Consider the following 12,755-nt stretch of genomic DNA (forward strand, 5'->3'; position numbering starts at 1 on the left):
ACATTACTTCCAATCGTACGTTTTAAATTTTACGGGGACTTCTTTTCCATTACCCTTGAGAGTAATGCTGAAAGAATGAGGAGCTATGCCTATTTTAACTTCCATTTCGAGGGGAGCACCCTGCTTTAGTTTATCAAGGCTTTTAAAGGTTTGGGAAATATCATCTTCCTCAAATATTAGATTTGTAGCACCTATGAAACTGTCCCGTTCATAATAATTAAAAACTATCATATAGGGAGGTGAATTTTGTTGAAATGGTAAATTGATAAACGTTTTGTCTTTAAGAATCTCTTGTAATGTATTACGCCTGATATCAATATTATCTGGTATTTTTGCCCCTTCAGTAAACACAAAAACAGGACGCCAATTGTATTTGTATTCTTCTGTTAATGAACGTGATTCATAAACTTTCGTATTACTTTTCTTTAATGGTATTATATTAATTCCATTTTTTATTGCTACGGCCAAATATGTACTTCCTGGATTTATTTTAACCTCTAAATCAATATTTGCCTCAGGGTTCATTGCATGCAGTTCTTTGTATGCTGCAAAAATTTCTTTTTCATCAAAACGAATATACCCACCATAACCTTGTCCGTTTTTATCCCACCAGGCAAAACTTAGTATTCTTGGAATTGCTCTGTCTTTATAATCATTCTTAGTAAATTCTTCATCCAACAGCGTTTCTCGCTCTCCATTAAACAGACTAAATGATACATCATCTGACATCTTTCCTTCTCTTACAAATACAAAAGTAGGTTTCCAATTGTATTTTATGCGGTAACTGTCCCAAAGTCCGAAAGGGATTGGTTTATTTTTATTTGCTTCCTGAACCTCCGGAGCTATAATTTTTGGATTTTTTAAGGTTCTTGCTCTGTCTGCAGGATCAAACAATAATCGTTCGTGACTGTCCAGCGAAGCTATTTCTTTATCCGATATTACTACTTTATTACCCTGATAACGTCCAATTTCTACAATTTTTTGACCTCCTCCCTGTAACCAGACAACTACTACTCCACCCGGCGCAAAACCTACAGTAACTTTGTCATAAGTTGTCATTACTTTTCCTCTTTTTCTAAGGCTACTCTGAAATCCTTCATTGAATAGTTTGACCATTTTGGGATAGTCAAGTTCAGTATTTATATGGTACATAACATCTTCCACATAAGAATACCAAGTACAGTTAAGTCTTTGTGGAATAGGCTTTTCTCCCTGGCTCATTCCAGAGGAATTATCTCCCCAATTTCCTATACCAGTAGTCGTACCAAAACCATATATACTGGTAGTACTGTTAGGTTCTTCTGTTGCTCCATTTGATACTAGAGGGCCTTCAAGCCAGCCTCTGTATACTTGTATTGGGTATCCTTCCGGGCAGCTTAAACCTTCCTGCCATTTAAAGTTTGTTTGCATATTGGTGAGGTTATCTTGTACGCTAAGTTTATTGGCGTATTTGTTAGTTTCTTTTTTTTCCTGGCAAGAACTTGTCAGCGTGCTTGTTATCAGAAAAAGTAGTAAATAAAGGGCTATTTTTTTCATGCTTTTTTAGTTTTTGTGCTTATAACTAATATATAACACTTTATAAAAACTGAATTTAATTGTTTATTTCAATTTTCTTTTAAATGTCGTAATTTACAGAAATACAACAAAAGATAAATTGTAATGCAAACCAATGAAATGGCTTATCTTTTTATTGATTTAAAAAATAAAACAATAAAATAAAAAATAATGATGCCAATAAAGAGACCAATCGTAACGAAAAAATTAAAAAGCTCTGCGTACATTCCTGTTATTAAATTAAATGCGACCATAGCATAAAGCAGACTAATGCATAAAGCAATTAAAATAGCTTTTAGTATATGTTCTAAAGCAGATTTTTTGTTTTCCATTTTTTATTTATTGTTTGGAGTATTTGTTACTCCTTTTATATTATCCTTGTTATTTTGTGAGCATTTTAATAACTACTTCATTTAAATATTACATTCATATTATTGTTCACTAACATCACATTATACCCAAAATATCTTATCCTTTATTTACTTTAGCATCGATAGCACCTAATACTTTTGAAATCCCTGAACTCTTTATCAAAATATCTCCTCCTATGGCTTTGTAAGTAGTGGTAGATGTGGTTTTATTCAAATCACCATTTATTTTTACGGTTTTATCTCCAGATACTTTTTGCTCATACATGTGAGTAATAAGTTTATAAAGTTCTGTTATGTCTACGGTGCTGCTTTTTCCAACTTTTAAACTGTTATTACCATCTATAGTCGTTTTCTTGTTACCTCCTACTCCTACAGTCATATTTTTACCAACCGTAATATCAAGGTTATCACCAACATTTATGGTCATATTTTTAGGTGCGTTTACGGTAATATTTCCTTCACCATCCAAATAAATACTATTTCCTGATGGGTCTTTTATCAGGATACTTTTCTGTTTATCATCAAAAGTGATGGTACTGCCACAACGTGTAAAAAAGCTTTTGATATGATTGTCTAACTTACCGCCTTCTCCTGTTTTCCCGTTAAAGATACTTCCTATTACATATGGTCTGTTTGGGTCATTGTAACGAAAACTTACCATAACATGATCTCCTACTTCTGGTATAGTAACCCAGCCACGATTTTTGTTTACAATATCACTTGTTCCTGCATTTGGTGTTAACACATACAACCATGGAGTACGGGATTGTTGTTTTTTTTGCCATAGTAATTCTACACGAACCCTGCCATTACCACTAGGATCATCATTTGCCACTACCACAGCTCTTTGCTCCTGTGCCACAGGCATGTTCACTTTAGGTTCCGGAAGTTTTTTTATTTTAGCCGGAAGTGCTTTAAAACTATTTTCATACTCTCCAATTTCAGTGGCTTTATGTGTGATTTCGGTTATAATATAAGTACCAATTTCATTAGAATCGTAATGTGTTTTACTACTGTCCAGTCCTTTTTGAAGAACATCCGGTCTGTCTAATATTTGCTGAGATTCAATATTAATAATTGAACCTATTCTTAATTTTGGATTTGCGCTTGTTGCCAGGATATAATTGCCATCTGCCGCTATGCTTTCTTGTTTCTTTTTTAAGATACTTTCAAAATATACGTCATCTCCAGTACTAAACTGGCCATATTCATAAGAAGCAGTGCTATATAATTTTCTGGAAGCTTCAAACGCATCTTTACCTAATTTTGGTAATCCTTCTACAATGCTGTCGTCTGTTTGCGCCTGATACAGCTGATCGCTATTTTCGTTGTAGGTATAACCACTGTATTGATTAGGCTTTGCTTCTACAGATATACTTAAATTATAGAGGTCTTTGTTGTAGATTAATTTTATAGGAGAACTTTCTTGTTTTGGTTTACCCAAAAATAATTTTTCTCCATCATAAAATAACCACTCATTATATTGTTTCGCTAATCGCTGAATGTATTTAAAATCCGATTCCAGATATTGCGTTTGATATTCTATTTTGGAAGTAAATTCGGGATCAATTTCGCACTGCAATTGTTCACCAGCTGCGTTTTGTATGACATCCCGCACCATATCTTTTAAATTAAAATTTTCCCAGGAATACAGCTTTTGGCCTGAATCTAATAAAATGGTTTTAGAATATCCGGAAATAATAATTTGGCTGCCTACATGGCCTAATTCCTGCTGATAGCGTACGTTTGTTATAATGCCTAAAAAATTATTATTAGCACTTAGCCTGATGTGCAACACTTTTCCAAGAGATTCTTGTGCACTTTCCATCGTATAAGCTCTGGAACGTTCTATGACAGAATGCGGAATACTTATAGAAAACTCGTGATGAGTATTGATACTTTGTTTTAAATCGATTTTAGTAAAATGGGAAATTTCCTTGCCGTCTATACCGAAGATTATTTTAGGAATGACCATAATGTATCTGGTTTTAAGTTTTATTCTTTTTTAAAATTTTAACTTAAATAGATTATGGTCTAAAGTTTTTTCTTTAAAAAGATTCTTTATGACGAATTCGATTTTAAGCTAAAAGATATCATGTTCGAAAAATAAAAAAACAAGAAGCGGTAAATTACCGCTTCTTGTTAATAAGGAAAAAAATTAAATTTTAGCCCAATTGTTGTCTAATGTTGCATTACCCAATGTAATTTTTTCTGCAGAAAAAGTAATTTCTGTTGTCATTGGAGTTTCTGCCAAAGCGTCTAATTGCTCACTGAAGAATACAATAAAAGCGTTTTCAAAAGAAAGCTCTTTCATTACTTGTTCAGAATCTGCTTTGAAAAATTTTACTTTTCCGCTTACCGGTTTGTGCTGGCTGTTTACTGCCTGCTCAATAACAGTTGTATTATCTGTAGATTTTACTCTCAGGTTTAATCTCCCTCCTTTAATTTCAGATGAAACTGCTCCTTTACCGTCAGTATGTCTTAACATTTCGACTTTTGAGAATAATACCTGGTACTCGTTTCCTTCGAATTCTAAAATTGACTTAAATGCCATAATAAAAATAATTAAGTTGTTAAAAATTGTTTTTTTAGAATCCTCTCCATTTTTGTCTGACTAGTATTAACAAAAAAAAGAGGTATTCTACATGATTTTAGAATACCTCTTTTTGTACTAGTGTACTTTTTTAATTGCTTCTTGTAGGAAGATGAGGGTGATTCGCAATCATTTATTGTACGAATATACAAATAAAAAATAAACATTAAACATTAATTAATAATATTTTTCATAAAAAATAACAAAATAAATCCTAAAAGCACAATTGTAATATGTAAAATGATAGTATTAACCTGGGGTTGCAAGGAATTTATCTGTGTTTTTAAATCTAAAGTAGCAGCTGTATGAATTTCGTTTATTTTATTTACTTGTTTCTGTAACGAATCAATTGTTTTATTTAGATATAAAATATTTTGATGCTGATTAGAAAACAAACGCTTTACCTCTTTATCAGACAGGGCTGTTTTTTTTCTGATTACTCCCGTTTTAGGCTCTTTAAGAGTTAACTCATTTACATCTTCAATTTTATTGTTGTTTATAGCAAAACTATCGTTTAATTTATTTACCAAAAAAAAGATAAATACAATGTAAGAGAGTAAAAATGTAGGCAGAATATATTGAACAAATATATCAAGTGCCTTTGGTTTTACTGCATTGTGTATATTATTTATAGTACTATAATTAGTAAAAAAAATAGGCTCCTGTTTTTTCTCTTTATTCAGTCTTTCGGTTTTAAATTTTTCTTCTAAATCAATAAGTTCAAAGCGGTCCAAGCTATAAAGTCCAAGAGTTTCATTTAATTTTTTATGATGCACCATCCAATTCAGTACCTCTTCCATTTGGTATTCAGTTATACTGGGATCTTTAAGTCTCCACAAAATTTCTTTTTTTGTAAGTTCACAAGGTTTTCCTTTGCTTTCAAAATAAAATAACTCTAAAATTATTTCATGCAAAGGTTTTGCCATTTCTATCGTCTTGATAATTTCCATAATTGTTATTTTATAATAGCAGTTTTTTTGATATATAGTAATATTTCACCTGAGACTCATCATCAAAAACCTCAAAAGTATTATTTCGCTGCATTTTTTCTAAAACCTCAACTTTAGCATTTAAGGCTATAAAAAGTGCTCTGAATTCATCTCGTTTTTTCTTAAACTTTCTAACATCTTTAATTCTTATTTCATGTAATTCCGGGCTATTTACAAATACTCTTGTCTTGTAATAAAGTAAATCTGCCAGAGAACTTCTATTTTTAATTGACTCTGTTTTTTTAATATTTCTGGCAAACGTTTTACATCTATCTTTAAAGTTTAAAATCTCGACTTTGTCAATATTTTCGTTGGTGTAATCTTTACTAATTAACTCTCTATAGTTTTCGAGAAGCTGCCTGATTTCGTTTTCAGTAAGTAAAATGCAAACTTTATTTTCTAAATTACTCTTAAGCGTATCTTTTGCATTTATTATAAATGTTTCACTTTTATAATTCTTTGGTATATCTGTACTGATACTATCTTTTCGTGAGAAATTCTGAGTAAGACTATTTATTGTTGCGCTAGGCTGACTTCGCAAGAAGCTAAATTCATTTTTATATTGTATCAATGATTTTAACAATGCATTATTTGTTTTGATAGTTTTACTAATAACACTATCAATAGCTTTATTTATAGTTTCAGGAGTAAGTTCACTATTTAATTTAGGAAATATAATTCCTCCATTAAAATTACTTTTTAAGGGAGCATTATAGATATAATCATTATCCGTTTCGCCGTTATAAGTAAACTCGTCATTTTTTGTAATGAGTTTTGGGTCTACATAATAGTTTTGGATATTTTTTTTGTTTGCACTGCTTGCTTCGCTTAAATACATTTTGCTTTGCAGAATAAAATCCTGATTATCGGCATTGTTTTCATTTCCAAAAAGAATAAATAACAGCTTAGCATTGTTTTTGGCTAATATGCTGAAACTATCCGGTAAAACGGTATTTATAGATCCGTCTAAACCTGTGAGGATAAAAAAATTATTTTCGAAATTGGCTTCCGGACTCAGGAACTGACTAATACTTGTATTGTTGTTGGCTAAAATATTTTCTTTCGAAATTTCTTCAGGTGTCTTTATGCTTTTTTCGATCAAATCAAACCATTTCGAAAAAGATTGTGATTTTATCAGGTAATAACTTTTAGATTTTCCTTTTGCAATAAAGGAATAAGTAAAAGTATAATTCTCATATAACTCACTACTAGTTGTTAGTTTAAGATTTTGTAGTGCCGAAAGTGTTTTCTTTAAATACTGCTTTGTAGCATTATTGTTCTCAAAAACATAATAAAAATTAATTGTCTTACTTTGCAAAGCAATTTGTTCGATCGTTTTTATCGAAATATCATCACCTTTTAAGTTTGTAATTTTATTTTTGTCGTGATTCCATACATTTATTGGTAACGAAATCTTACTTGCATTGTCGAACCTGATTGGAAAACTTGATTGGTTTTCATTTACAAAAAAAGTATTCTTGTATAGTTCATTAGCATGAAAATTAATTTTATCCGACGAAAATTTTAACGTATCAGCCGGATTCAGTTTTACAACCATATTATCTTCTATGGGATTCAAATATTGCAAAGGAACCCATCCATATTTAAAATTAGTTGTATCCTTTGGCATCACATCATCAAAATTGGATACAAAGGCTGAATTAGTGGTTTTGTTTATCTTATAGACATATACAAAATCATTTAGTTTAATATTTTTCTTTGCTACTGATTCTAAATTTGGGTCGTTTTTTAATAAAAGGGCATTTTTTTTGACATTTTTATTACTCGAAAACAGGTTTTCTAAATTATTACAGGCCACAAAATATTTTACATACTTTAAATTAACCTGATTTTGCATTGCCCTACTGTATTCTAATACATTTTCTTTTTTAATCCAGCCCAGATATTGTACTTCTTTTGCATTCGAAAAGTGATTTTTTTTACTTCGCAACATAGCAAATGTTCCTTTTGGCTTTCCAATTAGTTTTTTATCGGCAACCACAACTTCGTAATAGTTTTTATCCTCATCGATTACATACATTGGTGCCAAAATATTTGCTTTGTTTTTTACTTTTGCTCCATATGGTTCTTCATAAATATTATTCTCATTTCGATCTGAAAAAACTAATTTAAGCTCTGATTTTTCATTTTCTTTTTGTGGTTCGTTATCATAAGTATTCACTATTTTTTCTGTTTTTCTGATAACACTTGTGCTGTTTTTTACCTGCGAGAAAACAGTACTTGTAATCAAAAAGCAAATCAAAGAGGCATACCGAAATAAAATGCTAATTTTCATTTATTACTTTGTTTTTTTAGTTTTTTGGGTAATATTCATTTGCTTAAAGCACTTAATGGTATCTAATTTTACTTCCTGAATTATAGTAGCATTGCCATCTAAATAGTGAAGTCCCTGGCAGTAACTTAAAAAATCATTGTATTTTTCTTCATTAACCACTACTACAACATCTGACAAATCATTACAGATGTATTTATTTTTCAAATAATTAACCTGTTCTTTATACGATTTGGTGTCTCTTGCTCCCAGATTAGCAATAATTTGCAGTCGTTTTTTAATATCGTTCAATACAATACCGGCAGAATCTACAACCTCAGGTTCTTTGAATGGTTCATATAATTGAAGCACTTCTATTTCTTTTGTTATTGGATATCTGGTTTTATCTGTCTCAAGTTTTACAGTATAAATTCCTGGTTTGGTAAAAATATAGATCGCTTGTTTTTCATAAGAATCGATCGTTCCCGTTTCTCCAAATTCCCAATACCAATTATTTGAACTTGGTGAATATCCTGTAAAAACAATTTCTTCTCCTACATAGCCAAACTCCGGACAAAATATTTTTGGAATAGAATCTTTTGCTGTCAAAGTTCTGCCGTTGACAATATTGATTTGTTTTGAAAAATCGAATTTGTTATCAATTTTTAGCGTTACTAAATATTTACCGGCTCTCTCATAAGTATAACTCACATTTCCTTTACTCACAATTGAATCGCCATTACCAAAATACCAAACGGCTTTTTTATCTGCTATCAGAGTACTGTCATTTACTTTAAAAGATAATTTCTCATTTAGTTCATATTGATGATTATCGTTATCATCTAATATCGAAAAATCAAGATTACTTAATCTCTTATTATAAGGAAATAGTAATGCTACTATCACTAAAATTACCGCAATGCAGAACAAAAGGATAACTACTGTTTTATTTTTAATGTTCATTTTTAAAATTTGCTTTACATTCGTTAAGACTTGTTTGTACAAGAGTATCGTTCTTTTTAACGGTACTTTCTTCAAGATTTATCTCTAAAAAAACATTTAATAAGTTTCCGCCAATTAAGCAAAAGTTATATGACGAATGAAATTCATTATCCTTATACAATTGTTTATACTCTGATATATTTCTTTTTACTTCATCTATACGCTGTACCTGATTAATGTCATACTTTATAGTATCAATGTTCTTAAAAATGAGTCTGGATTTATTCGCATAATCGACTTTAATTTTCTGCATTTTTTCATAATCATTGATTCTGTTAAGCATATCAGTATTATTGAAATTGGGAGTTTTTAGTAAAAACTTGGTAACACCAATAAATATAACACAAGCACTTATGATAAATATTAAATTGAATTTTACTTTTTTCCAATACGTTTCATCAAATTCTATCGCCTTCTTCATGATTATGGGATTATTTTTTTTTATTTTCCTGATTGTGTTTATCAATACACTTTTTAAGTTGCGTTTTATTAATATCGTAACTTGTCTCTGCTTCTTTTAGAACATCAATTTTGGTTTGTATTCGCTGCAGTTCGACTAGAAACTCTTCATATAAACCAAAAGAATTTGTCATATTAGTTTTTGATTTTCTAATCTCATTATTGATTGTAAATCTTTTTTCATTAATTAGAGACTGTAGATTCTTTCGTTCATTTAAGGTTCTGTCTTTAAATCTTAAATCATTGATTTCTATCAGGATTTCATCAAAGAGCAAGTTCATCTCGCCTTGTTTTACTGCAATATCATTGTAGTATTTGTGTTTTTGCTCTAACTCGGCAACACCTCTGTTTGCAGTTACCAGCGTAATATAAAGACAACCAAAAATAAAAGCGAACGTTATAAAAAACATGATGAAAAACTTACGCTTTTTAGCGGATATTTTAGGAGAATTAAGTGGTTTCATAGTTGTAAGTTTAATCTAGTATTGACCACGTACTGCTTTTTGGTGCTGCCACTTTGGTTTCTTCGCTAATTACAATGTTTTCTTTTCTGATTCCGATGTATTCTAATTCACTTAACTTTTGCCATAAGCGTTTTAAAATTCCCAGGAACTGATTTAGTTTTTCAAGTGTTTGTGCAATATCATTATGATCGTAAACAGCACTTTTTACTTCGAACAATACGCTTAATAATTCTGATGGTTTTACATCAATCCATTCATAATAATATTGCAATAGGACTTCTTTCTCTTTATCATCCATCAATGTTAATGTAGAGATAAGATGATTGGCTAAAACAATTATTTTATCAAACATATATACCGGAGATTCTTCAGGAGCAATGTTTTTAAGATAAAAACACTGTTCTGCATAATAATCAATTATTTTAGTGCACAAACTAAACGTGTTAGATACCAATCTGTTATTTGCTGAACTTTGTACATTTTTTTTATGAATTTTTATCGAAAAATCATTTAACTGGTATAATTCGGTATTTACCTTTGCTATAAATTGATTTAAAATTTCATTGTTTTTTGTTTTTACTACCGGTGCTATATACCTGCTGTCTTCAATGAAAGTTCCGTTTTGGAATGTTATTTTTTTTACAATTAAAAAATAGCCTGATAAAAAATTATCATTCACTTCTTTTTTATTTACAATATGTAATTTTATTTCCGGAAGCACATGTGGGTGATGTAATGGAATTATCTCCGGATCAGGAATCCCTACAGGAATTAAGTCGTAAGGGTTTATAGAAACAATGACATAATAATGCTCAAATGAATTTCGGTCTAAGTCATTTGCATTAATACTTACTTCGGGAAGTTTTGTACCATAAATATCCTGGTTAAAAGAAATTACATGTCCGTTTTTAGCAATTACTTCGCATTTTTTTAAATAGGCAACTAATTGTCCTCCTTCAATTTTTATTTCAATATCTATAGATTTATTGCCTGCTGGCTGGATGCATCCATAATTAAAATTGTTTAACTGAACTTTATTGTAATCGCTGACAATTGTAATAAAATTGAAATAATTATTGATAAAATGGTCTTTGGTTAATTTTACACCATCTGTCCAGTTAATTGGTAAATGTATGTTTGATTTCATAATTGCTAAGTTGTTTTATTCTAGTATTAGTTAGTTTTATATTTTAAATAAGGATTAAAAGGAAAAGATTAATCCTTAATTATTCCTCTATTTCATTTTGCTGTCTGTTTAAAGCAACTCTTTTAGCAAAAATGGTTTGCTTATTTTTTAATTTGCTTTCAGAGATTGTCTGATGTGGACTCAGATTCCTGATAAACAAAGGAAAACTGAAATATTTTGCGGTATAAAAAGTCCAACCTGTGTCTTCATTCTGAGCGCTGGATTCGATAGCATCATTTGGAAATCTATAGTTTTGGTCTTCAATAAACTTATCAAACCAATTACCCAAATTAACATCCTGAGCAATTTTTACATCAAATTTTGAAAAGAATTCAGAATTTGATTTTTTTCTTATATGTATCGATACCTGCATTAAACGAAACTTATCGATATTATCCCAATATTCTATATCCTTTCGTTCTTTACCTACTCTCCAGTATTCATAAAATGGTTCTGGAATTTGTAAATATTTTTTCTTTGATTCCTGAAAGAAGATTGGTGCAAATAACCAGAGAATATTAAGCATGCTAATGTGTGCATAACTCGAGATAGCGATATAATTAAATACGAGATAGTAGATCCAGGAAGAGAGAATTGCTACAATTAAAAAAACAAAAATTTTCGCAGGAGCGCTATTGTGTATTCCTATTTTTTGAAATAAGGCAGTGTTCATGAAATACACTAATGCAACACCAAGTATCAAATAGTAAAAGACTGAAAATAACAATCCAAACCAAACAAACTCATTGTTAAAAAAAGCAAAAAGACAAGGCAAAGAGGCTATAAGCGAAAAACATAAAACAAATATTATAGCCCCTTTTGTTTTGAGTTTTATGCTCGAAAACTGACTCATGATAAGCGTTATAATGAGTATCAAAAAAGGCGCTAGCAGATATTTTAGAAAAAAGGGCAGTATTGTATTCATAGCCAAATGTTATCTCTTTATTATGATTAAAAATTATAAAATGGTATTTATTCCTAAATAGTTTTCGTTTAGTTTTATGCCTAATTGATAGTTATTGAAAAAAACAATATCAATTTTTCGATTACTAATAATAAAATACTCCAATACTTTACGGGTAAGGTTCATCTTGCGTTCTAAAATTGAATAGTCAATATTTCCTTCAAAGTATAATGCTACTTCTACATCATCTATTTCACTTTCTACAGATCCGCAAAGTCCTAAATCAAATCCCAGTATTCCTTCATTTAGTTTTAAAAATGGAGATGCTGTAAAAACATGTTTCTTGTATTTTAATTTTACTACATTACCCAATAACATTTCTAAAACTTTTTCCAGTTCCGGAAGGTTTTCTTTTAGTTTATCAGCTTCACATAAATAAATGAACAGATTCTTTTTTTGTATTTTAGACAAATCGAATTCTATAGCTACTAATTCATCAACTATGCTTAGGAACAATTCAATCTTATCATTAAACAAGTGAAGACTTCTTATGGCAAAATTTGAATTTGCAGAAAAAAGCTCATTATCAAAAGGCATAAAAAAATCTAAAGCATCATTTTCTGCTTCTTTATTCTCTTTTACAGCCTCTACAATTTCTTTGTTAGACATTGTAGAATTACTAACTGATAAGGGATGAAAAAGTAATTCAGGTAAATTATGATAGATACTGTTTTTGGCCAAATGCAAGACAAGTGCTTCTTTGGTATATCTTGAATCTTCCTGATACAACATCGAAGAAAGATCTATAGCATCTCTGGAGTTATTTCTTTTTGAAAGCCCTTTATGTCTCACAAAAACCTCAGTTTCATTTTTAAGAACACTTTGCAATTCATAAAAAAGAATTTCAGCCCTTAAATTAAAATTAAGTTGTTGTTTTAAAACTGTAATATCTTGCTCCATA

At 30.2% G+C, this 12,755-nt stretch carries 12 protein-coding genes; all 12 read right to left on the reverse strand.

Annotation, left to right across the window (positions count from 1 at the left end):
• Window positions 1-3: 3 nt before the first annotated feature.
• The 12 genes from A4F88_RS04420 to A4F88_RS04470 all read right to left on the reverse strand — a co-directional run bounded on the left by A4F88_RS04420 (window position 4) and on the right by A4F88_RS04470 (window position 12,754).
• Window positions 4-1,536, reverse strand: coding sequence for a DUF2931 family protein (locus A4F88_RS04420; protein WP_068841291.1), 1,533 nt, complete (start codon window positions 1,534-1,536; stop codon window positions 4-6).
• A gap of 143 nt (window positions 1,537-1,679) precedes the next feature.
• Window positions 1,680-1,886 carry a hypothetical protein gene (locus A4F88_RS25350; RefSeq protein WP_143154980.1) on the reverse strand — a complete coding sequence of 69 codons (207 nt, stop codon included), beginning with the start codon at window positions 1,884-1,886 and terminating at the stop codon, window positions 1,680-1,682.
• 136 nt (window positions 1,887-2,022) lie between these two features.
• Window positions 2,023-3,900: a type VI secretion system Vgr family protein gene (locus tag A4F88_RS04425; protein WP_068841292.1), complete on the reverse strand. Its 1,878-nt coding sequence runs from the start codon at window positions 3,898-3,900 to the stop codon at window positions 2,023-2,025.
• 183 nt (window positions 3,901-4,083) lie between these two features.
• Complete coding sequence (gene tssD / locus A4F88_RS04430) at window positions 4,084-4,479, reverse strand: type VI secretion system tube protein TssD (protein ID WP_068841293.1); 396 nt, start codon at window positions 4,477-4,479, stop codon at window positions 4,084-4,086.
• A gap of 212 nt (window positions 4,480-4,691) precedes the next feature.
• Window positions 4,692-5,468, reverse strand: a complete 777-nt coding sequence (locus tag A4F88_RS04435; RefSeq protein ID WP_073075407.1) for a DUF5457 domain-containing protein — start codon at window positions 5,466-5,468, stop codon at window positions 4,692-4,694.
• Between the two features lie 10 nt (window positions 5,469-5,478).
• Window positions 5,479-7,803: a type VI secretion system protein TssR domain-containing protein gene (tssR, locus tag A4F88_RS04440; protein WP_143154979.1), complete on the reverse strand. Its 2,325-nt coding sequence runs from the start codon at window positions 7,801-7,803 to the stop codon at window positions 5,479-5,481.
• 3 nt (window positions 7,804-7,806) lie between these two features.
• Window positions 7,807-8,742, reverse strand: a complete 936-nt coding sequence (locus tag A4F88_RS04445; protein ID WP_068841296.1) for a PKD domain-containing protein — start codon at window positions 8,740-8,742, stop codon at window positions 7,807-7,809.
• Complete coding sequence (gene tssO / locus A4F88_RS04450; protein ID WP_068841477.1) at window positions 8,732-9,202, reverse strand: type VI secretion system TssO; 471 nt, start codon at window positions 9,200-9,202, stop codon at window positions 8,732-8,734. Before tssO ends, A4F88_RS04445 begins: the two co-directional genes overlap by 11 nt.
• A gap of 10 nt (window positions 9,203-9,212) precedes the next feature.
• Window positions 9,213-9,704 carry a hypothetical protein gene (locus tag A4F88_RS04455; protein WP_068841297.1) on the reverse strand — a complete coding sequence of 164 codons (492 nt, stop codon included), beginning with the start codon at window positions 9,702-9,704 and terminating at the stop codon, window positions 9,213-9,215.
• A 10-nt stretch (window positions 9,705-9,714) separates the two neighbouring features.
• Window positions 9,715-10,851 (reverse strand): hypothetical protein, encoded by a 1,137-nt coding sequence (locus tag A4F88_RS04460; RefSeq protein WP_068841298.1) that lies wholly within the window; start codon window positions 10,849-10,851, stop codon window positions 9,715-9,717.
• Between the two features lie 79 nt (window positions 10,852-10,930).
• Complete coding sequence (locus A4F88_RS04465; protein WP_068841299.1) at window positions 10,931-11,815, reverse strand: TssN family type VI secretion system protein; 885 nt, start codon at window positions 11,813-11,815, stop codon at window positions 10,931-10,933.
• Between the two features lie 33 nt (window positions 11,816-11,848).
• Complete coding sequence (locus tag A4F88_RS04470) at window positions 11,849-12,754, reverse strand: hypothetical protein (RefSeq protein WP_068841300.1); 906 nt, start codon at window positions 12,752-12,754, stop codon at window positions 11,849-11,851.
• Window position 12,755 lies beyond the last annotated feature (1 nt).

The organism is Flavobacterium chilense, assembly GCF_001602525.1.
GTDB classification, from domain to species: Bacteria; Bacteroidota; Bacteroidia; order Flavobacteriales; family Flavobacteriaceae; genus Flavobacterium; species Flavobacterium chilense.

Coding starts and splice junctions, on each gene's coding strand:
- A4F88_RS25350 (WP_143154980.1), bottom strand. CDS start 1,886: ATGGAAAACAAAAAATCTGCTTTAGAACATATACTAAAAGCTATTTTA.
- A4F88_RS04465 (WP_068841299.1), bottom strand. CDS start 11,815: ATGAATACAATACTGCCCTTTTTTCTAAAATATCTGCTAGCGCCTTTT.
- tssR (WP_143154979.1), bottom strand. CDS start 7,803: ATGAAAATTAGCATTTTATTTCGGTATGCCTCTTTGATTTGCTTTTTG.
- A4F88_RS04420 (WP_068841291.1), bottom strand. CDS start 1,536: ATGAAAAAAATAGCCCTTTATTTACTACTTTTTCTGATAACAAGCACG.
- tssD (WP_068841293.1), bottom strand. CDS start 4,479: ATGGCATTTAAGTCAATTTTAGAATTCGAAGGAAACGAGTACCAGGTA.
- A4F88_RS04460 (WP_068841298.1), bottom strand. CDS start 10,851: ATGAAATCAAACATACATTTACCAATTAACTGGACAGATGGTGTAAAA.
- tssO (WP_068841477.1), bottom strand. CDS start 9,202: ATGAAGAAGGCGATAGAATTTGATGAAACGTATTGGAAAAAAGTAAAA.
- A4F88_RS04445 (WP_068841296.1), bottom strand. CDS start 8,742: ATGAACATTAAAAATAAAACAGTAGTTATCCTTTTGTTCTGCATTGCG.
- A4F88_RS04435 (WP_073075407.1), bottom strand. CDS start 5,468: ATGGAAATTATCAAGACGATAGAAATGGCAAAACCTTTGCATGAAATA.
- A4F88_RS04455 (WP_068841297.1), bottom strand. CDS start 9,704: ATGAAACCACTTAATTCTCCTAAAATATCCGCTAAAAAGCGTAAGTTT.
- A4F88_RS04470 (WP_068841300.1), bottom strand. CDS start 12,754: ATGGAGCAAGATATTACAGTTTTAAAACAACAACTTAATTTTAATTTA.
- A4F88_RS04425 (WP_068841292.1), bottom strand. CDS start 3,900: ATGGTCATTCCTAAAATAATCTTCGGTATAGACGGCAAGGAAATTTCC.